Annotated in this window: 11 protein-coding genes; 4 read left to right on the top strand and 7 right to left on the bottom strand. The window is 40.9% G+C overall.

Annotation, left to right across the window (positions count from 1 at the left end; genetic code table 11):
* Positions 1 to 927: 927 nt before the first annotated feature.
* The 4 genes from ADHAQ_RS0110575 to ADHAQ_RS0110560 all read left to right on the top strand — a co-directional run bounded on the left by ADHAQ_RS0110575 (position 928) and on the right by ADHAQ_RS0110560 (position 9,222).
* The gene (locus ADHAQ_RS0110575) at positions 928 to 1,959 is read left to right on the top strand and encodes a GntR family transcriptional regulator (RefSeq protein ID WP_026462907.1); all 1,032 of its coding nucleotides are present in this window, start codon (positions 928 to 930) and stop codon (positions 1,957 to 1,959) included.
* A gap of 504 nt (positions 1,960 to 2,463) precedes the next feature.
* A complete protein-coding gene (locus ADHAQ_RS0110570) occupies positions 2,464 to 3,840 on the top strand; it encodes a glycoside hydrolase family 140 protein (protein ID WP_026462906.1) in 1,377 nt (458 codons plus the stop codon).
* Positions 3,841 to 4,235: 395 nt separating this feature from the next.
* Positions 4,236 to 6,872 carry a glycoside hydrolase family 78 protein gene (locus ADHAQ_RS25270; RefSeq protein WP_245590597.1) on the top strand — a complete coding sequence of 879 codons (2,637 nt, stop codon included), beginning with the start codon at positions 4,236 to 4,238 and terminating at the stop codon, positions 6,870 to 6,872.
* 553 nt (positions 6,873 to 7,425) lie between these two features.
* Positions 7,426 to 9,222, top strand: a complete 1,797-nt coding sequence (locus tag ADHAQ_RS0110560) for a glycoside hydrolase family 140 protein (protein WP_026462905.1) — start codon at positions 7,426 to 7,428, stop codon at positions 9,220 to 9,222.
* Positions 9,223 to 9,455: 233 nt separating this feature from the next.
* Here ADHAQ_RS0110560 and ADHAQ_RS0110555 read toward each other — a convergent pair whose 3' ends face one another.
* The 7 genes from ADHAQ_RS0110555 to ADHAQ_RS0110525 form a co-directional block, all read right to left on the bottom strand.
* Positions 9,456 to 11,084 (bottom strand): hypothetical protein, encoded by a 1,629-nt coding sequence (locus ADHAQ_RS0110555; protein WP_026462904.1) that lies wholly within the window; start codon positions 11,082 to 11,084, stop codon positions 9,456 to 9,458.
* Positions 11,085 to 11,412: 328 nt separating this feature from the next.
* Complete coding sequence (locus ADHAQ_RS0110550) at positions 11,413 to 12,237, bottom strand: maleylpyruvate isomerase N-terminal domain-containing protein (protein ID WP_026462903.1); 825 nt, start codon at positions 12,235 to 12,237, stop codon at positions 11,413 to 11,415.
* Positions 12,238 to 12,353: 116 nt separating this feature from the next.
* Complete coding sequence (locus ADHAQ_RS0110545) at positions 12,354 to 15,776, bottom strand: HEAT repeat domain-containing protein (protein WP_026462902.1); 3,423 nt, start codon at positions 15,774 to 15,776, stop codon at positions 12,354 to 12,356.
* A gap of 190 nt (positions 15,777 to 15,966) precedes the next feature.
* Positions 15,967 to 16,821 carry a sugar phosphate isomerase/epimerase family protein gene (locus tag ADHAQ_RS25265; protein WP_051359844.1) on the bottom strand — a complete coding sequence of 285 codons (855 nt, stop codon included), beginning with the start codon at positions 16,819 to 16,821 and terminating at the stop codon, positions 15,967 to 15,969.
* A 37-nt stretch (positions 16,822 to 16,858) separates the two neighbouring features.
* Positions 16,859 to 19,165, bottom strand: a complete 2,307-nt coding sequence (locus ADHAQ_RS0110535; RefSeq protein ID WP_026462901.1) for a DUF7133 domain-containing protein — start codon at positions 19,163 to 19,165, stop codon at positions 16,859 to 16,861.
* 61 nt (positions 19,166 to 19,226) lie between these two features.
* A complete protein-coding gene (locus ADHAQ_RS27230; RefSeq protein ID WP_051359843.1) occupies positions 19,227 to 20,636 on the bottom strand; it encodes a sensor histidine kinase in 1,410 nt (469 codons plus the stop codon).
* 58 nt (positions 20,637 to 20,694) lie between these two features.
* Positions 20,695 to 21,519 carry a sugar phosphate isomerase/epimerase family protein gene (locus tag ADHAQ_RS0110525; RefSeq protein ID WP_026462900.1) on the bottom strand — a complete coding sequence of 275 codons (825 nt, stop codon included), beginning with the start codon at positions 21,517 to 21,519 and terminating at the stop codon, positions 20,695 to 20,697.
* Between the last annotated feature and the right edge of the window lie 186 nt (positions 21,520 to 21,705).

Here is a 21,705-nt window from a genome sequence, read left to right as displayed (position 1 = left end):
TCAGTCCGGGCTGCTAGGCTTTCCTTTTCATGCTTAGCTACTGAATGTTAGTAAGCACAACACCAAAAACTCAGCAGACACTTCTGCAAAAGGTCTCTCAGCCAGACATATATTGCTTCTCTTTAAGACCTGGCCTTTAATCTATTTTTTTTGGCTTGTTCAAAATAGTCATCCTGAGCTTGCTCAATAACGTCATCCTGAGCGAAGCCGAAGGATCTATTACTTACCGCTCTTTAATAAGTCTTTACTGCCTGCGTTTGTAAATACCTGGTTTTATTACTTAGATCCCTCGACTTCGCTCGGGATGACACAAATTATGTAGCCATTATTATTTGTTATTCAAGTCATTATTTCAACCTATATAAAAACAACCTTTTAGATTAAGAATTTAATCAGGAGACAAGCGAACTGTAACTGAGGTATTTTTAGCAAGACTTTATGCTCCTTATTTGGAAGGGATTTTTTAATATAATAGTGGAATATAAACCTAAGGTTTAATTTTCCATCATTATATTATTTATGTTTTATAGTCATTGGTACTAAATAGGTAAAATAGAATCTTTTAGCAAGATAGAACAGGCCAGTCATTTCGAGTCTGGCGATAAATTTTAATCTTACCGCAAATAATAGTATGTGTTAGATCCTTCGACGAGCTCAGGATGACTAAAAGCTGAAATACTGAAAAAGAATTTAATAATTTAAACGGTGAGGGCCTATTAGAATCTTGGCGTTGGAGAAAGACTAGTCTACCCGATTGACCAAACCACGCCTCGCGGCCATGAGCTAACAGAGATCAAGAAACCAATTAGCACGAGACCAAAAGAAGATGCAATCTTGCACAAGGAAAACTTTACTTTTTAGAATAAGTCTAAGATTTTTTATTTAACAAAACACCTTATATTTCTCTAGAAAACTCTTACAACCAAAATGACCCATCAGGAAATTCGTAGTTTATTTCAGATTGATGAATATTCGGCAACCCCTAAATACCTGCAAATTACCAATTCTATTTTACGTGCCATAGAAGTGGGTAAGCTGCAAAAGAATAGTGTATTGCCATCTATCAATGAGTTAAATCTGGAACTGGACGTTTCGCGGGATACGGCAGTAAAAAGTTATTTGTATTTAAAAAAAATAGGGATTATCAGTTCGGTGCATGGCAAAGGGTATTTTGTAAAAAGTACCCAAATGAAACAGGTACTTAAGATTTTCCTGCTGTTTAATAAACTAAGTGCCCATAAAAAAATAATTTATGATGCTTTTGTAACTGCACTCGGTGAAAATGTAGCCATTGACTTTTACATCTATAACAACAACTTCAACTTATTCAAAAAGCTTATCCTGCAAAAACAGGAAGAATATTCCCATTATGTCATTATTCCGCATTTTACAGAAGGGGGCGAGAATGCCCACGACATTATTAACACCATTCCGAAAGAGAAGTTAATTTTGTTAGATAAGGTAATGCCGGGTGTTGCGGGCGAATATGGGGCTGTTTTTGAAAATTTTTCTAAAGATATTTATGGGGCATTAGAACAAGCGAAAGAAAGATTGGGTCAGTACCATACACTAAATATCATTGTTCCCGAAAACAGTTATTATCCCCAGGATATTGTAAAAGGGTTTATTGATTTCTGTCAGGAGTACGCTTTTAATTACCAGGTAATTCACGATATTTCCAGTGAAGTGATTCAGGAGGGAAATGTGTACATAAACCTGATGGAAGATGATTTAACCTGTTTGCTGGAGCAGATTATATCATTAAAGCTCGAAGTAGGGAAGCAGGTTGGGGTAATATCCTATAATGAAACAGCCCTGAAGAAATTTATCCTTAATGGCATTACCACTATTTCTACTGATTTTAAGGAAATGGGTCTTCGGGCTGCGGAACTTATCTTAAATAAATCGAAGGAGCATATAGAAGTGCCGTTTTACCTGAATCTCAGAAAGTCCCTTTAATAACAGAAACGTCAGAAAGCCATATGCCAAATAAAGCCAATGCACTTTGTCATTCTGAGCCTGCCGAAGAATCTAAATATTACCGGCTCAGCCAGAATGTAATCGGGTCTTTTTAATAACTGCCTCCATCCCCAAAGCTTAGGATAACTAATTATTTTTTACACTTGAAAAATCATAGTTATTTTAATTCTTAAGTAAAATTCAAAGGAAATTCATTTATAGAATGGAAGGAAAGTAATATTTATTTCATAAATCATTCTTATTGTTAAAAGTCTTGAAATAAGCTTCAGTTTAAATTTCGGTGGGTACAGAACAGGTCATAACACTTAAGACTTTATTATTACTTTTCTTAGCTTGTAAATTTAAATTAATATTCTAGTGCTTATAAAGTGCTCTCATCAGAAAAGGCTATAACTATTACCGCTTCTTCGGTAAGTTATAGAGTCCTCGACAGGTTCGCCATGACTGAATAAAAAGTTAATAAGACCACGATACTTTACCAAAATGGATTGTAAAAGATTACTTATAATAACCCTGCTAACCTTCGCTTTACAAAATTTAACCAGTGCGCAAACCAATTTGCGGGTGAGTGATAATGGCCGATATCTGGTTTACAAGAATGGTAAACCCTTCTTTTATTTAGGAGATACTGCCTGGGAGCTCTTTCATCGGTTAAATCGGGAAGAAGCTACTACTTATTTAAAGAATAGGGCAGAAAAAGGCTTTACCGCTATCCAGGCCGTAGTATTAGCAGAACATGACGGTTTACACGATCCCAATCCTTATGGCCAAACCCCACTTATAAATGATGATCCAGCCAAACCCAATGAAGCTTATTTTGAGCACGTAGATTTTATCGTAAATAAAGCAGAAGAACTGGGTTTGTATATTGCTATGCTGCCTACCTGGGGCGATAAAGTATTTAAAAATAAATGGGGTGTAGGTCCGGAAATTTTTAATACTCAAAATATTTACACGTACGGCAAGTATCTGGGCAACCGGTACAAGAATAAAAAGAATATTATCTGGGTTATTGGGGGAGATAGAAATCCGCGGGAGAATTCTCAGGATGTGGAGATTTGGCGCTCCTTAGCCAAAGGCATTACCGAAGGGGTGGGAGGCCAGGAAAATGCCCTGATGACCTACCACCCGCAGCCGCAAAAAGAAGGAAGTTCTTCTACCTGGTTTCAGCAGGACGATTGGTTAGACTTTAATATGTTCCAGACCGGACATTGCCCTGATGTGAAAGTTTGGGAATTAATGGGTGGCGATTATAACCGTACTCCGGTAAAACCAACCATGGACGGAGAACCGCTTTATGAGGAAATTCCAGTTTGCTTCGATACTAAAAATGGGTATGCTCAAGTTGTGGATATCCGCCGCCGGGCTTACATCAGCTTATTTGCCGGCGCCCATGGCTTTACTTACGGCTGCAATAATATCTGGCAAATGTATGCTCCCGGCAGAAAACCTACGATTAACCCTACTAGATTTTGGTACGAATCTTTAGACTTGCCCGGCGCCAATGCCATGACGGATGTGCGCAAGCTTATAGAGTCCCGGCCTATGTTAGACCGCGTACCGGATCAATCCTTAATCACCAACTCACCAGATAACCAGCAGGAACGCATACAAGCCACCCGGGGAAAAGACTATGCCTTTATTTATTCGGCTTCCGGCAACCCATTTGAGGTAAATATGGGCAAAATATCCGGCAAACAGGTAAATGCATTTTGGTTCGATCCAAGAACCGGCAAATCAACTAAAGCTGGAGCCCATAAAAATACCGGTAAACTAAAATTTATGCCACCTACAAAAGGCGATGATCAGGATTGGGTGCTGGTGCTGGATGATGCCTGCAGGAGATTTCCTATATTATAAATAAAATTTCACCGCCCCTGCCCCTCCTAAACTAAGAGGAGAGCTTTTTTAATACAGCTCCAAAGAAAGAGGTTAAAGGAACAACAGTGACGGGGGCAAAAATGTCGAATTATTGTTCGAGCGGCCAGCGAGTGGGGGTAGGGGGCCTCTATTTGAATTTTCTTGATTCTTTTGCATAATTTTCTCTAACATAGGGCTTCTACCCCAATCAAGGAGAAAAGTAAAACCCAACTGGCAAGGCAAAAGTTGGTAAATACAAAAAGCAGTAACTAAATTAGATACATATAAACCAAATGATCCTCCTTAAGAAAACCAGTTATCGGTACTTAATTTTCTTATTCATTTTATTATGTAATTATTTTTTACCTTCTTCATCTTTGGGTGCTACACCATGTGTGTCTACATACCTAAGAAGCGAACATTTAATTAATCCAATAGGCATAGACGCTCCAAATCCTCGTCTTGCCTGGCGCTTAGAAGATACCCGAAGAGGGGCGAAGCAAACGGCTTATCAGGTATTCGTCGGTACTGATTCCTTAGCGGTAAGTCAGGGAAGAGGCAATAGCTGGGATAGTGGCAAGATTAGTTCCGATGCAAACCTGGTGGTATATAAAGGCAATGCTCTACAACCTTTTACCAAATATTTCTGGCGGGTGGATGTTTGGGACAAGGAGGGGCAAAAAGGAGGCTTAGGCAAAATGGCCAGTTTCGAGACCGGGTTGATGAATAAGCAAAATTGGCAAGGAGCCTGGATTAGTGATTCCCGAGATGTTAATCTGAAACCAGCGCCTTATTTCCGGAAAGCTTTCACTGCCTCCAAAAAAGTAAAATCAGCCCGGGCTTATATAGCTGTAGGTGGTTTGTATGAGTTATACCTCAATGGCAAAAAAGTGAGCAATCACCGCCTGGATCCTATGTATACCCGCTTCGATCGTCGCACCTTGTACGTAACGCACGATGTTACCTCGCAACTCAAGAGTGGGCAGAATGCCATAGGCGTATTGTTAGGGAATGGGTGGTTCAATCACCAGTCTACAGCGGTGTGGTATTTTCATGAGGCACCATGGCGGGCCCGGCCAGCTTTTTGCCTGGATCTTCGGATTACTTACGAAGATGGCACCGTAGAAACAGTTACTTCGGGCCGGGATTGGAAAACAGCATTAAGCCCGGTAATATTTAATAGCATATATACCGCCGAACATTATGATGCCCGCTTGGAACAACCAGGGTGGAATACAGTTGACTTTAATGATTCGAAATGGAAAGGAGCTATTGATCGGTCGGCTCCCTCCCAGAATATTGTTGCACAGGCGTTACATCCCATCCGTAACATTGAAGCCATTCCGGCTAAAAGCATGCAGAAGCTTAACGATACTACTTATGTTTTTGACTTGGGCCGCAATATTTCGGGGGTTAGCCAGATAAAAGTAAAGGGCCCAGCCGGTACGGTCCTACGCTTAAAACACGGAGAACGCTTATACAAAAATGGTCATGTAGATTTATCAAATATTGATGGTCATTACCGTCCAACAGATAACACTGATCCCTTTCAGACAGATATTTTTATTTTAAGTGGCAAAGGGGAAGATTTGTTTATGCCGCGGTTTAATTACAAAGGTTACCAGTACGTAGAAGTTACTTTTAATAAGCCTTTAACTCTAACCCAGGAGAACCTGAGCGGTTATTTTATGCATAGCGATGTACCGCCAGTAGGACAGGTTAAATCTTCCAATCCAACCCTTGATAAAATTTGGGCTGCCACAAATAATTCTTATTTAGCTAACTTATTTGGTTACCCTACAGACTGCCCACAGCGGGAGAAAAACGGCTGGACAGGCGATGGGCACATAGCTATTGAAACCGGCTTATATAGTTTTGATGGGATAACCATTTATGAAAAATGGATGGCCGACCACCGGGATGAGCAACAACCTAATGGTGTTTTACCAGCCATTATTCCAACCAGCGGGTGGGGCTACGATTGGGCCAATGGCCCCGATTGGACCAGTACCATAGCTATTATTCCCTGGAATATTTACTTGTTCTATGGTGATGTCAAAATTCTGGAGGATAACTACCAGAATATGAAGCGTTATGTAGATCATATTACTGAGAGTAGCCCCGGTGGCTTGACCTCCTGGGGATTAGGGGATTGGGTGCCGGTTAAGTCCCAATCGCCGGTAGAACTTACTTCTTCTGGTTATTATTTTGTTGATGCTTCCATTTTGGCTAGTGCCGCTAAAGTTTTGGGCAAGCAGACCGATTATGAACAATATGCTGCTCTGGCCAACAAAATCCGGAATGCTATCAATGCTAAATACCTGAATAAAGAAACAGGTATCTATGGCAAAGGCATACAAACCGAGCTAAGTTTTCCACTTTACTGGAACATTGTGCCGGATGAACTTAAAAGTAAAGTCGCAGCTAATTTAGCCAGAAGAGTGGCTGCCGATAATTTCCATTTAGATGTTGGTTTATTAGGGGCCAAGACCTTATTGAATGCCTTAAGTGAAAACGGATATGCCGATATTGCCTATAAAGTGGCTGCCCAGGAAACCTACCCTTCCTGGGGCTGGTGGATTAAAAATGGGGCCACTACGCTTTATGAAAACTGGAACATTCAGGCCGAAAAAGATATATCACTTAACCATATTATGTTTGGGGAAATTGGGGCCTGGATTTACAAAGGACTGGGAGGCATTAAACCCGACCCGGCAGAACCTGGTTTTAAGCATGTAATCCTGAAGCCGCATTTCGTAGCTGGTCTCAATCAGTTCGAAGCTTCTCACCAAAGTCCCTATGGTACAATTGTGTCCTCCTGGAAAAAATCTGGGAATAAGCTTATTTATACCGTTAAGGTTCCGGCTAATTCCTCGGCTACTTTGTATTTGCCAGCAGAAACAGGTAAAAAAGTTTATGAAAATGGAAAACTAATGAACGGTACTTCGGCTAAAAATAAACAGGAGTCTGGGCGTGAACTGATGCAGACCATTGATTTGGTTGCCGGTAGCTACCAGTTTGAAATAAAATAGAAGGTTTTTTCAGCACCTTTATCCATAATTCTTTTTAGAAGTAACGCTAAGTAGCTAAACCGGGGCTTTAGGATTCTGTGTTGCGCAAAGTGCTTTAACCAGTAATAAGCCGCGGGAACGTGTTTATTGGTCAAGGGCAATAATTTAAAACCATGCCAAGCCAGGTTTGTTTGGAGGCAGGTTACAGCCGGTTAGGTAATCCCCGGTCCGGTATATAGTAATTTTACATTCACCAGCCGGTTTCTGCCAGCCCGGTATTATTTTTCAGTTATTGTTATTTTCCTCTTTTGTCCTTTTACATTTATGGAAGGGGGAACGAAGTTTGACAAAACATATTAACATAATTTCTGGCAGGGCGATTTTATTTTTTATATATTTAAAATGGTAATGACAGTAATCACCTGATTGGAGGTCAATGCAAGATCAAAATAAAAGTCGGGAACCTGTAAATATCCTAATTTGAAATTTTATAAACTTTGTTAACTCACCATATCTGCTCATGAGATCGCTCAAAATGCTATTTTTAGTATGGATAATCTTCATATTTTATTCTGTGACTTCAGTAGCTGCTCCAACGGTTCATGTCTGGGAGATGAAAGAGCTAACTTTTACGGCTAAAAACTCCTACAAAAACGCTTATACCGATGTTGATGTTTGGGTAGAATTAGCTGGTCCTGGATTTAATAAACGGGTTTATGGGTTTTGGGATGGCGGCCAGACGTTTCGGGTACGGGTAGTAGCCAATCAACCTGGCGAATGGAGTTGGAAGAGCGGATCGAGCACCAATGATACGGGCTTGACTGGTAAAACCGGTACCTTTACCGCCATTGAATGGACCGAAAAAGAGAAAAATGAAAATCCATTAAGACGGGGCTTTATAAAGGCATCCGATAACCAGCACGCTTTAAATCATGCCGACGGTACGCCATTTTTTGCTATTGGCGATACCTGGTACCCCATGGGAGCCAACCGGTTTAAATGGTATAACGATGAAAAAGAACGACCTATTGGTCCCAAAGCAGGTTTTAAGGATTATGTTCGCTACCGCAAAGCGCAGGGATATAATTGGATAAATGTAATTGCTGCCTTCCCGAACTGGAAAACAGATGACAAATCTCACCACATGGTGCTGAACGATGAGGCCAAAACTACGTTGCGATCGGCCTGGCTGGAATATGGGGCCGCCAGCGCCAAGAACATGGACAATGAAGGAGGCCGGCCTTTTTTCTTTCCCGGGAAAGTACCCGGATACGAGAATTATTACCCCGATATGGATCGCCTGAATCCGGAATATTTTAAATACCTGGATCGGAAAATTGCTTACTTGAATGCCAATGGGTTTGTTCCTTTTATTGAAGCTTCCCGGCGGGATGCCAGCATGCTCTGGCATAAATTTCATGCCTGGCCTGAGTCCTACTCGCGGTATTTACAATATTTCTTTGCCCGTTACCAGGCTTATAACACCATACTAAGCCCGGTTCACCTTGATATTATTGATAAAACCGTAAGCCCGGATGACTATGTGCTGGCCATTGAAGATGTAAAGAAAAAGTATGGTCCCTTGCCGTTTGGGAATTTAATGTCCTCTAATTCAAACCCGTCTACCTATGTAAACTGGGGCGAAGATTCCTGGGTTACCTTGCACCAGACCGGCAACATGCGGGAGCATAATAACTATTGGTACCTGACTGAAATTTACAATTCGAAAAATCCGAAGCCAGCTTTAAATGGCGAACCTTATTATGCCGGTTATAAAGATAACCGGGGAGCAGAAGGTGTAAACTATAAACTGGGAGCAGAAGGCGGAACCGAAAAAGATAATGCCATTGTACGTTCCAGTATGTATGGTTGCTTTTTATCCGGCGGGCTGGGTGGCCATGTGTACGGAGCCGAAGGCATTTGGGGCAGCGATATAGAACCTGCTGCGCCCACGAAAATGTGGGATGCTTTTAAATGGGGTTCCGGTGCCCAAATGCAACACCTGCGGACTTTTGCTTTATCTATCGGCAACCGTTACCAGGAGTTGGTACCTTTAGCCGATCTGGTATCGCCTAATAAAAATTACGATATTTTAAGCTATGTGGGTTGGGCGTATTGCGCCCGTACCCCAGATAAGAACATATTTCTTGCCTATTTTGAACCCGGATGTCCGAAAGCCGAAATTCGGGGTGCCAAGCTAAACAGTGTGTACCAGGCCCAATGGTTCGATCCGCGTAATGGTACCTGGACCAATGTGGGAGAGGGTAAATTAACTTCCAGTAAAATAGGGGTTATCCGGCTTCCTGAATTACCTCAGGGATTAGACTGGGGCTTAAAGCTGGTATATGTTGGGCCACAGGAAAATAAGTAATTATGGTTAAAGCTGTTTATTGTACTTTCTAATCTGTATCCAAACTTTATAATATTAGTGGTAATATTTTGATTTTCCATTTTAAGATTTATTCCTAGAAAGGGAACGATTAAAAGTTATGGTACTTAAAGTTAGTTTTAAGGTCTACACAGACAATTACTAAAGCTCACTTTAATATTCTTTAGTAATTCGATTGTCTGAGTAGGGCTTTTATTTGGGTTGCTTATATTAATTTATTTTAATAAGCTTTGAGATTTGCTTTTGAATACTATAAATAATTTAACCTTACCTTCTTTCATTAACAATTGTGCAGTTGGATATCTCATTAGAATGTCCTTTTCCCTTATGGATATACCATGTTCAGGGTTTGTTAAGGTACCATTATTAATTAATAAGAAAATAGTATCGGCTTGTCTATTCTTTAAATTTAGATTTTCATCAAATCTAACGAAGGAGTAGTTACTGGGAGGGTTAAAGCCGTAAAAAAAGGGATTTGCTAAAGTTAAAACCCAGTCTGTTATAACCAAATAGGTTCCGGTCTTGTGATTCAAATGTTTCTGAATAATACGCTCTTGTTCAAAATAATTTGATACAGTTGGCTTCCAGATAAAATACATCGGTCGGATGGAAAGAATAATTGTACAAAAGAGTATCCCAGCACTAATTGATAGTTTAAAAGTAGAAAAATAGTTAATTCCAAAAAATAAAGTGAGGGGGCCATACATTATTTTCATTGTATCAGGTGCCACGACAGTACAAGTAGCAAATACTCCAGCAAGAAACAGGTGGGTAATTGGGCGGTGCCAGGATTTAACTATAGCTAAGCCGGCTACAATACAAAATGTAGGTAAAAGCGGATGAAACATCCGTGGTAACAACGACATTGGCTTATAATGGTCAAAGCTAACGCTGCCAAACCAAATAGATAACAGCATAGTTATTAAAGCTAAAAACCAAAAGCTAACCGGATTTTGTAAATTACTGAGGCTTATCTTATATTCTGTAAATATTATTGTGGCAGCAAAAGTGAATGGAACAGCAAGACCTGAGGCAACGAAAAATAATAGGGGTTGATAAGTAAGGCGTGGAATAATAGAGTATTTAAAATTTGCTAAATATTCTAATTTAAGCCTCTCGCTATAAGCCTCAATATCATGAATGCGTAAGAAGGAATGGCCGGTGTAATACTTGTAGAATAATAAATAACAGATTAGTAAAAGTATACCACTTGTCCCTGCAGTAATCCAAAATACTAATTTGTTTCGGTTATAGCAGTCGTATAAAAAGACAGTTATATATAGGGGTATTAAATATAATATTGTTTCCTTGGTTAGAAAATTAAGTAGATTTAAAAGTGCGAAAAAAGCGCCTAATAAAATCGCTTTCCTTACAGGTAATTGCTGTCGTGTTTCATAAAGCAATAATAAAGAAACAGTAGTAAAGAAAAGTGCAATATTATCAGGATATAAATAATTAATAGTATTCAATACAAAGTAATAGAGCCCGGATAATACAAGCATCCAGGAGGTCGCTGATGGATAATTCTTATGAAAAGTTAACCATATAGCTAAATAAAATCCTAAGGTACATAAGAGCGGCCAAAGCGTTGTAGTATAAGCATTGACTCCAAATAGAATATAAAAAACTGCTGTTGGAAAAAAAACTAAAAACCTATGACAAAAAGGTGACCCGTCAAATGCAAAATTTTTTATTGTAAGCTTATGAGCATAAGAACTGTAGGTATAATCATCATAAAAGTATAATCCTTCATGCTCGGCAAAAAAATAGAATAAGCTAAAAAGACAAATAAATAAAAGCCAGATGTAAGAAGGTATGAATAATTTAAAGGCGGGAAACTTCATTGAACACGTGTTCGGTACAGAAACAAAAATAGATTAGAATCTTGAACATAAAAAGGTAAGTTCTAGATTAGAATAATCTTTAAATTAATTGTTTAAATATTTCTGGCTGTAAGATTATAGAAAAAGTATTATATAGGTGTTTATTAGCAATTACACACTTGTGAAAGCCACAACATAGAAGAATTAATGCTAAAACGACCAATATAAATAGTAGAAGGTTTTCATTAAATGCAGGTTTTATTTTTAACCCCTTTATAAGTTATTAATTTTATTATCTAAAGTGATTTTGTACATCAGGTATGGGATTATTTTTAATTAGAAATTGAAATTAAGCCATAACGGAAACCATCGATAATGCCACTTCTCCTAATTGCTGATCGCCGGTAATTTTGACTTTATCCATAACGTTTTCTGGTCGCCAGCTTTTCGAAAATAATTTCCAGGCGGTGTCGGGATTCAGATTAATCTCAGTGGTAACAGGGGTAGAAGTTCCTTCTGTCAAATTCCAGGCTTCAGTATCCTTTACTAAAAACCAAGTTCCGCCTATTTCGGTTTCCACGGTAAGTTTAATACAAGTCCTGGGTTTCGCAGATATATTACGGTAGGTGTGCGGCAAAGCCAGCATAAAGGTGCCGATAAAAGGGTAAAAGAACTCACGGGTCATGAGGCCAGGTTTGTTTACCGCATCCCGGATTTGTTGTTGATGCAGCCATTTTTCGGTGTATTCGCGGGCCACGTGCAGCCAGTTTTTACTTTCTTCTTCGCCGGCCCAGGCCACCGGAAATATAGCCGGTTCCATGGGGTCAAGGGAAGCATAATAGTCGCAAACTAATTTACCGGTGGCCTGGTGCAGCAAGACTAAAACAGCTGGACTGATCCGCTTACTGGCTTTTACCCAATCCGCATTGAGCCCGTTCAGCCAATTTACTAAATCCTGGTAGGAGTTGATAGCCGGTGGCGTTTCGCCAAAGTATTTGTCCCGCTGAATTGAAAGGGTTCGAATATTGCCATCGAGTAAATGTGCTACAACATCTTTTACTTTCCAAAGTTTGGCTACCGTTTGGGCTTCCCATTCTTCCGGTGTTAAGGATTGAAGAAGGTCAATTAACTTATCTTCCAGTTTGGGAAATAGTGAGGCTACCTCAGGTACCATATTACAAAATGATTATTCTCAAGGTAATATATGAAATCCCTAATTTACAAAATTTAAGAAATAATAAAGGCTATGATTTAATCATAGCCTTTACCTCTAAATCATTTATTTATTGTTTAGTCATTATCCTTTAAAGTAGAAAGGAAGCTGACTACATCCCGGATTTCCCGTTTGGTTAGCAGGTAATTCATTTGCGGCATACCCGAAGGTAAATTGGAACGCTTAGCGATCTGGTCTTTTTTGATAGTAGTTGACTGATCGCCGGATTTAACCGTTATTTCGGTAGCCGTTTCGTCCTGCAATACACCGTTGATGCTCTTACCATTTTTTAGCTGTAACGATACGGTGCCGTACCCTGGTGCCAAACGAGCGCTTGGGGCAATTAAAGCTTCCAGTAATTGTTCCCGGGTTAAGCGGTTAGCTACCCCGTTTAAGCGCGGACCAGCATCACCACCTAAATCATCATAGCTGTGGCAACGAATACACTGGGCAGTTTGGTGGCGGAAGAAAACCTTTCTGCCTGCTTCGGTATCCCCGCCAAATAAGCTGCCTTTGAAAGAAGCCGCCAAGGCATCCGGCGATAGTTTGGCTGTTATGCCCTTGTATCGGTTTATTAAAGCAGTAGAACGGGTGCTTTCAATAGCTTCTTCTAGTTCCAAGCTAATTTCAGTAGGCAGTTTACCCGCTGCTAATTTATTCAATAATTGGTCAAACACTTTTTGGGTATGCTGTACGGGTAGCTTTCCTAATGTTAATAATGCAGCTTGTTTCTCTTCGGCGGTTCGGGTGTCAATTACTTCGGAAAGCATGCTTACCATCAGGTTCGGCTGCATATTAGTTTTGCCTAATAAATCGATGGCCGCTACCCGCACGGTTTTTTCCGAATCCGAAAGAGCTTGTTCAATGGCCTTGCTGATTTGTTTGCTTTCCAAGGAAGCCAGGGTGCGTAAGGCTTCAATGCGCATGGCAGGCTGTTTATCGTTTTTCAACCGATCAAATAACTGTGGCGAAGCTTCGGCTAATTTAAGTCGGCTAATAGCTTTTACTGCGCTCATGCATACGGGTAATTCCTGGTGAGCTAATAACGTAGTATACGTATTACCCGCTTTGCTTTTTACCAGGTTCACGTCACGGTTAATTACCCCGCGGTAACGCCCATCTACCCGGTCCAGAACCGAAGGCTTGGCCCAGGTGCTCAGAGCATCCATAGCTTCAGCACGCATGGCTACCGGATTGCCTTCTTTCGCCGCATAGTTAATCAGGTTTTGCATGGCTTCCGAAGTGCCTACCCGTAAATTGGCATTAATGGCTCTCCGGATTAAAGGTTCATTTGTAAACTTGGTAGTGGCTAACAAGTTTCCTAAAGCTGGTAAAGCGTCCGGAATGGAAAGATCGTCATTAATGGCCCGGGCCGTTTCAGTTACAATAAATTCATCCTGATCGGCTAAAAAGTTGGCAATACCCGGGTTGCTCAGGCGGCGCAGGGCTACTACAGCTGCAATGCGTACTCCCCGGGAAGGGTGTTTGGCTAAGGCTAAAACGGGTTCTGCTTTGCCAATGCGCGCTAGGGCTAAACTACCAGCATGACGGATATAAGCATCTTCGTCGTTATTGGCTTCCAGTAATTGAATAATGGGTTGCACGGCAGGTTCATAAGCAATTCGGCCTAAAGCTTCGGCAGCAAAGAAACGGGCCCGGCTGTTGTTGTCTTTTAACAAGGGTATCAATGCTTTGCCGGCTTCAGTATATCGTACATCACCTAACCATTTAGCGGCCTGTGCCCGAATTTCGGGATCTTTATCTTTTAGCAGCGGCATTAACAATTGGCCATATTTTTTATCCTCGCGGGTCAACTGGGAAATACCCCAAATGGCGTGTACCCGGGCTAATTGGTTATCGGTTTGCTTAATTGCTTTTTTAAAGATATCGGCACCTTTGGTTCCGCGTTTTACCAATTCAAACTGGGCTTTTTGCCGCACGCGCATGTCCGGGTTTTTCAGGATGTCGCCTAACTCCTTTTCGGAACGTTTGCTGAAGTTTTCGGTTAAGAAAGCTTTAGTGCGTTTGCGATCTTCCCAGTTAGCACCTTCTTTGTCGTCCAGTTTCCAGATACGACCATAATCTTTCGTGTCCCAGCCGTTAATCCAATCGGCCACGTACATGGCTCCGTCCGGACCAAAATCAATTCCGGTAGCCAGTACACCAGCTAATATCTTCTTGCTTTCGGTTAATTCAAAAGAAGCACCTTTGGGCTTTAATTTGAAAGTGTGAATACCTGACCGGGCTGGGTTACCCACGAATTCGCCAATGAAAAAGGTATTTTTGTATTTAGGGCTTAAGGCCGTGCCCGGGTTATACAACATACCGGTTGGTCCACTCACAAAGTTGGCAATGGTTGGCGTAATATAAGCCGCTTGCCCTTCGAACCGCGGTTTATACATGTTTTCGTCCATCCATACTTTGTAGATATTGTTGTCCGGGTCGCGGTATTTACCGTATTGCCAGTTGCTTCTCCAGCCGGTATCAGAGCCATTGGTGATATACACCAGTCGCTCTTTTTCCCCGGGGTGGTCGCCGTCGTTGTCTTCACTAATCAGGTTGCCGTATTCATCAAACACAAATTTGTGGGTGTTCCGGTTTCCGTAAGCAAATACTTCAAAATCGGAGCCATCAGGGTTTGCCCGCACAATAACTCCACTGTTGGGGTATTCATATTTCTGGCCGTTTGGTCCTTTGCCGTTAAAGCCGATGTCACCGATTTGCCAGTAAATTTTACCATCCGGTCCCATTTCAATACCCGACATACCATGTCCGCCAAATCCAATATGAACGCCGTAACCATGGGAGAGAGAAGTTTTCTCATCGGGAATACCATCGCCATCTTTATCACGCATCCGCCATAGATCTGGAGCCACCCCTACATATAAATCTTTGCCATAGCTAAAAACGCCACCGCCTACATCTGTAACTTCGTCGTGAAAATCTTCCACTACTACCTGCGAAAGATCCGCAACGCCATCGCCGTCCGTATCTTCAATGCGCATCACCTGTTCTTTCTCCATGGTCATGTCGCGCCAGTCGTGCGAGCCATCGCCGTTCAGGTCTTTTAACCAAGTATTTTTGGCGCTGTTTTCCGGCGATAATACCCGGCGCAGAAATTCCCGTTTATCATCAATGGTTTGTAACCGGATAGACTCAATTTCCCAATCCTGGTGGCCCCGAATATCGAATTCAGAATTTTTCTGGCGGTTGGTGCGGTTATAATAAATGCGTCCGGCATCGTCAATATCAATGGAAATAGGGTCGGCTACCAGCGAGTCAACTCCCCATAAATTGAGTGATAAGCCTTCGGCTAATTCGGGCGTAACGGTAGCCTCAATGGTTTTGGCTAACCTGGCGGCTTCTGCCGGAACCATGCGCTTGATACGCTTGCTAATCGGGTCGTCGTCTTTGAACCCAGCAAATAGCAGCACCAGCGACGAAGCTGATACCCAAACTAATTTTTTGTTTTTAATAAGTTTAGAAAAAAAAGAATTCATTAATTAGTAGTAAGTGGTGGATAGTTAATCAATAATTTTTTACCAAGTAATTTAAGTACATTTTGTGATCCATTAAAAGGGTAAGAAATTACTTGCTTAAATATAGGCAAAAGCGTTTAAGTAAAGATATCTCAAAAAGAAAAAGGACAGTTGGTTCAACTATATTTAGACCTTAAATAAATTTGAGGATTTAAAAAACCTCCTGTAATTGATTTATTAAGTATTGGTAAGAAAGCGGTATTTCTTTAACCGGATCTGTTACTTTGGCTTCAATAATAATGGGGCCTTTATACTTAATTGTTTTCAGGGCTTTTAAATACGGACGGAAATCATCACCCATCACACCGGGCATGGATCGGATTTCTCTTTCTGCTATTTCTACATGAACTATTAGTTTGCCGGCATCCTGGATTTGTAGCGGCGACTCATTCTCTTTCAGCATGTGGTAAATATCTGCATTCACCCTAAAGTTGGGATGGTTTACTTTAGTAACAACCTCCGTTACTTCGGCTAGGGTGTTCAGGAAATTGGTTTCGCCTTTGTTTAAGTTCTCGATAGCAATGGTGATTTTATGTTTTTTAGCTACCTCAGCCATTTTACGACACAAGTTCACAAAATCAGCTTTGGCTTTCTCGTTGTCGTAGCCTTTCGGAATTCTTCTGGAGCCACTGCTACCCAAAACAATAACCGGAATGTCGGCCTGATGTGCCCGGGAAAAGACCGAATCTACATAAGGTAAAATGCGTTGTTCGTTTACATCAGGTCCGGTAATTTTCATGCTGCCCGGAAACAAAATGTTGCACACATACACTTTACATTTGGTTTGTTTTAGCTGTTTTAGATTTTCCTGAAATTGGGCTTCGGACAGGTTAGGGGAAAGCATTTTGCTGACGGATTCCCCAATTAACCGAAAACCGGAAGCATAAAGTAAACTATCCTGATCAATAGAACTTACCATCCCTAATTTAGGCAAGCGCTGTGCATAAACGTTTAAGCTAATCAGCCAAATAAAAAGGAGTAGAAGCCAGGATAAGCGTTTTTTCATATTGCTAACTAGTGGTGAGAAAAGGCAATATAGAAATTTAATTTAACTCAGCCGCGGTAAAAGCCTTTTGCCGATCCTTTAGTTTTTGCCTTACTTTCGTAACTTCTTCGGTGCTTATCGGGTCAGCATTGTTGCGCCACGATTTACGGATGAAACTAAGTAATTGGGCAATATCTTCGTTGGGTAAATCTTTATTGTAGCCGATGCCGGGCATATCGCCGTTGATTTCGGGAGCCTGGTACAAATGGCCGTTAACTTTTACGGGGCCCGTTAAGCCAAAAAGAACAATTGAAATCAGTTTGTTTTTATCGCCGGTTACCCATTCTGATTGGTTTAGAGGCGGCGCCAATGACTTTACGCCGTTGCCATCGGCCCCGTGGCAGGTTTGGCAGGTGGAGGTGAACATGGCAGCGCCTTTGGGGTATAGCTTGGCTAATGCTTGCGGGTCGCGGCTGGCTTTAACGTTTTGAATATTGGTAAGTACCCGTTGCAGTTGTTGGTTAATGGTTAATTCCTTATTGGGTGACCAGGCCATAAGTTCTTTCTGAAGGGTTTCTTCCTGATCCTGGTAATTACTGATAATGGCATCGGCTACATACCGGTTATTGGGGTATCTTTTTGCTAAGCTTTGCAGTAATTTATTTGCAGCAGGTTTATCAAAATTTTTTATATAATAAGCATTATAGGCAAGGTAAGGAGCCGCCAGCGAATCGTTTTGGGTTAGCATCTGTTGCAGCACCGGGATTAATTGCTTGTGAGTACTTTTGTTTAAAACAGCTGGCAATACACTTAACCCCTGCATCCGGATAGGCCATTCAGAGTGTTTTAATGTAGCTAGCACGTCGTCGGCTTTTAATGCTCCTAAGCCTTCTAAGGTCCAGAGGGCATGAATGGCTAATATAGAATTATTAGCCTCCTGTACTGCTTGCCGTAAAGCCGGTACTACCTGGGTGTATTTTCCGTCTATCAGCATTTGCTGGACTTTGTCGCGGACCCAGCCGTTTTCATGACCTAATAATTTAACCAACTCTGTTGGGTTATCCGGCAGTTTTACCAGTTTAGCTTCTTTGTTTTTGGGAACAATTTTATAAATGCGGCCTCTTCCTAAAGGTTGTGTTAAGTCACGTTTACCTATTTCGTTTTTAAGGTATGGGGTTAAATAGGTTTTGTGCTGAATAATACCACGGTACATATCTACCACATAAAGGGCACCATCCGGGGCATCGTATAAACTTACAGGCCGGAAACGCTCATCGGTGCTGGCCAGAAATTCTTTGTTTTTATAGGCTTGTTGCCCTTTTATTACGTAGCCGTTCTCCTGCACTATATTTCGTTTAATCAGGTTGGCGGAAGGTTCGGCAACAAATACGTTAGCGGCATAAGCCGGACCAAATAAACCGCCCCGGTAAACCAGCGGGCTGCAGGCAGCCGTGAAATTGACTAACCGTTGGGTGCTGTCCAGCACCCCTTCCATGTAGCCCCGGTTAACTCCCGGGGTAGGGCGGATGGGGTAAACCCGGTTATTAACTACGGTTTTCTCATTGTAACCCGCTACGTTTCGTTGGTTCTTATTGGTAGCCCCAAAGCCTGGTGCAAAATAGTCGCCCAGTAAGTTTTCGGAATTGGTATTGTAGTAAAGCCGGCCGTAATTGTCCTGGGAAATGCCCCACTGGCCCCGAAAATGGGTACGTTCAATCAACAATTTGTCCCCTTTTTTCCGGTACCGGGTGCTGGACTTAGCATTGTAGATCCAGTTGTCTAAAGATCTTAACAAACCATTCGGCTGGTGTTCTACGTTACCACCTTCGGCATACTTGTCATCTACTAATACTTTTTTACCCGGTTTATCGCCGTTAATTTCATAGAACCACAAACGGGGCGGTTCGGCTACTAAAATTCCATTTTCAATCAAAGAAATAGCCCGCGGTAATACCAATGAATCCAGAAATACTTTGCGGGTATCGGCTATGCCGTCGTTATTTTTATCTTCCAGAATAACAATTTTGCCATTGGGAATTTCTTCACCTGTTCCCAGGGTGTCGGGCATATAGCCTTCCATTTCTACCACCCACATGCGACCAGTTGCATCAAAGGTCATGGCTACCGGAGCAATTACTAAGGGTTCGGCGGCCACTAGTTTTACTTCAAATCCTTCCTCTACCTGCATTTTTTGGATGGCTTCGGTTGGCGAAATTACTGGGGAAGAAGCTGCATCTGTTTTACCGGTAGCAGCTTGCGTGCTTTGGTTTTCTGTGGCCGGTAAGTTTTTAGGTTTATTGGTTTGGCAATAAAAAAGAAAGCCTGTTAAGACCAGAAAAAAAGAGTAATACAGAAGTTTTCTCATGAACATACTAAACTTACCGGCTCTAGCTGCGTGCCAAATGCGTTAAATAATTAGATATAAATTAATTGTCGCTAAAAAGCGGAATAGAAAATGAAAAGCAACTACCCTGGCCTTCTTTGCTGGTAGCCCAAATCTGGCCATTATTTATTTGAATAAATTCTTTGCAGAGAATCAGGCCTAGGCCGGTTCCTGTTTCCGATTCAGTACCAGGCATTGTTATCCGTTTATCAAGTTTAAACAAATCATTCAGCATCTTATGGTTCATGCCTTTGCCACTATCCTTTATACTAACGTTAATTTTAGGGTTTTCTGCTGTTGTCGTTAATTCTGTTTGTATTTCTATTTTTCCGGACGGGAAGGTAAACTTAATGGCATTGGAAAGTAAATTACGCAAAACAGTATTCAGCATATCTTTATCAGCTTGCACATAAATACTGGTCGGTACCTGGTTCTGAATCGATAATTTTTTTTCAGCGGCCAGGAAATGCAACATGTCAATGTTTGTCTGCACCAGGTTATGCAAATCTAGTTTTGTTGGGACAAAAGAAACGCCTTCTGTTTGGTTCTGGGCCCAAAGCAGTAGGTTATCTAATAATTTAAAGATATTGCTAAGCCTGTTGTGTATTTCTTTTAAAATGGGTTTTCTTTCTTCTTCCGAGGTAAATAATTGCTCATTTAAAAATAATTCCGACACACCTAAGGTAGAAGATAAAGGGCCGCGTAAATCATGGGCAATAATAGAGAAGAACTTGTCTTTAGTAGCGTTCAATTTCTCTAACTCGGCCGATGTTTTTTTTAGCTCTTCATAGTTTTTCTCCAGTTCTTTTGTTTGATGTAAAATCAAACGGCTTTGCCGGAATCTTATCAGGTTGTTTCGCCAGATTAATAACGAAATGCCCAGAAAAGTAGCCGTTCCACCAAACCCATTTACTTTGTTGGTAAGTAAAAAATCCGGGTTAGTTTGAAAGTAAGAGATACCAAAAAAGAATGCCAGAAAAGTGAACAGAAAGTAGAATATAGAAATCCGTGGCTTAATCATTAGGGCCAATGAACAGGCAGCACAGTTTAAAAAGTAAGCTACAATGGAAGGAGTAACTAACTGATCGAAAGAAACGGCGGCTACTCCCCAGAGAGGTAATACCAAACAAACAGTATTAAATAAATATTTCTTTAAATTATCTTTCTGCTTTTTCCGGTATTTTATATAAAGCGCCAGAAATGCCAGCGTGGTATGGATGACAAGTAAAGTAGTGTGTAGCCCAATAATACTTTTTCTCCATTGTATTTCAATAGGACCGCTCTCAGTTAAACTACTGTAGAAACTAAAAATTATAAAGAGGTGAATAGGAAGGGCACCAAAAATAATGTACTGAACAGCTTTGTAATTATATTGAGCAACTTCCTCCTGTATTATTTGGCGGTCCAGGTCTGAAGTATACAGTTTACTCTTGACCAATTGAGTTAAATTCATTAAAAGGCATTTATAAAGCTTAAATATACTTTATAGGAAATATAAGTTCTAGCTTTATTTAAGCTTTTTCCCAAGTTTCTTTTACAAAAGCTACCGCCTCTTTTACGCCCCCAGGTCCGTTGTTTCCCCATTCTTCTAAACATAGCCAGCCATCGTAATTTTTAGACTTTAAGTACCGGAAAATTTCGGTAAAAGGAACAATGCCTGATCCAATGGGTTTAGGGTCCATTTTACCCATGCTTCCGGTTTCAGCAACATGAATGGTTTTGACCTGATCGATTACCTGGTCTAAAATCTCTAAGGTAGAATTGTGTCCGGATACCAGAATATTAGCTGTGTCGAAGTTTATGCCAATAGAGGTTTCTTTTAGTTGCCTGGCTATTTCCAGGAAAATATGCGGAGGGTTGGCAAAATCCATGTAATGCCAGGCACCTGGTTTTGCGTGATCTTCAAAAAGGAGGGTAATATCATATTTATCAGCAATAGTTGCGGCTTTTTTTAAATAGCTTACTGCCCAATTAATACCATCCGTTTCACCTGTTTCGGGATGGGCTTGTCCGGCGGTAATCCGAAGAAATTTAGCATCCAGGGCAGAGGCTAGTGCAATGTCCCGGACCAGGTAATCAAATTCCCGTTCCCGTTGTAAAAAATCCGGATGGGTAAAGTCAGGATAAGTGGTCAGCATAATTAACTTTAAACCCACTTCCGCTATATCTTTTTTTACCTGGTTAATATACGTTGGCGTGTGATTTTTTAATAAAATAATGCCCAGGTCAAAACCGTCTAAGCCTAAATCCCGGCAAAGAGTAGCATATTCCTTTATCGTTACCTCTCCATTGCTTATAGCGGGGAATAGCGAAACAGATAAGCAGCTAATTTTCATATATTCTATTTAATATTCTTGTTTGTAGATATTTATTAAAGTAAGAATTAAAATGGTTGATAAATTTCAAATAAAATATACAATTTATTGAAAATGTACAACTATAAGGGCGTGTGTTTTTCTTTTTAATTAGCATCTATAGTAGGTGAAATATTGCAAAAATTATTTCATATTCATAATATTAGC

The organism is Adhaeribacter aquaticus DSM 16391 (assembly GCF_000473365.1).
In the GTDB taxonomy this organism is placed as follows: Bacteria; Bacteroidota; Bacteroidia; order Cytophagales; family Hymenobacteraceae; genus Adhaeribacter; species Adhaeribacter aquaticus.
The sequence above is the reverse complement of the archived record's forward strand: the minus strand, read 5'-3'. Positions and strand labels throughout refer to the sequence as shown.

Bases quoted from the DNA above. Each gene is read 5' to 3' on its own strand.
- ADHAQ_RS0110570 (WP_026462906.1), top strand. From the start codon at position 2,464: ATGGATTGTAAAAGATTACTTATAATAACCCTGCTAACCTTCGCTTTA.
- ADHAQ_RS0110555 (WP_026462904.1), bottom strand. From the start codon at position 11,084: ATGAAGTTTCCCGCCTTTAAATTATTCATACCTTCTTACATCTGGCTT.
- ADHAQ_RS0110575 (WP_026462907.1), top strand. From the start codon at position 928: ATGACCCATCAGGAAATTCGTAGTTTATTTCAGATTGATGAATATTCG.
- ADHAQ_RS0110550 (WP_026462903.1), bottom strand. From the start codon at position 12,237: ATGGTACCTGAGGTAGCCTCACTATTTCCCAAACTGGAAGATAAGTTA.
- ADHAQ_RS0110525 (WP_026462900.1), bottom strand. From the start codon at position 21,519: ATGAAAATTAGCTGCTTATCTGTTTCGCTATTCCCCGCTATAAGCAAT.
- ADHAQ_RS0110545 (WP_026462902.1), bottom strand. From the start codon at position 15,776: ATGAATTCTTTTTTTTCTAAACTTATTAAAAACAAAAAATTAGTTTGG.
- ADHAQ_RS0110535 (WP_026462901.1), bottom strand. From the start codon at position 19,165: ATGAGAAAACTTCTGTATTACTCTTTTTTTCTGGTCTTAACAGGCTTT.
- ADHAQ_RS27230 (WP_051359843.1), bottom strand. From the start codon at position 20,636: ATGAATTTAACTCAATTGGTCAAGAGTAAACTGTATACTTCAGACCTG.
- ADHAQ_RS25265 (WP_051359844.1), bottom strand. From the start codon at position 16,821: ATGAAAAAACGCTTATCCTGGCTTCTACTCCTTTTTATTTGGCTGATT.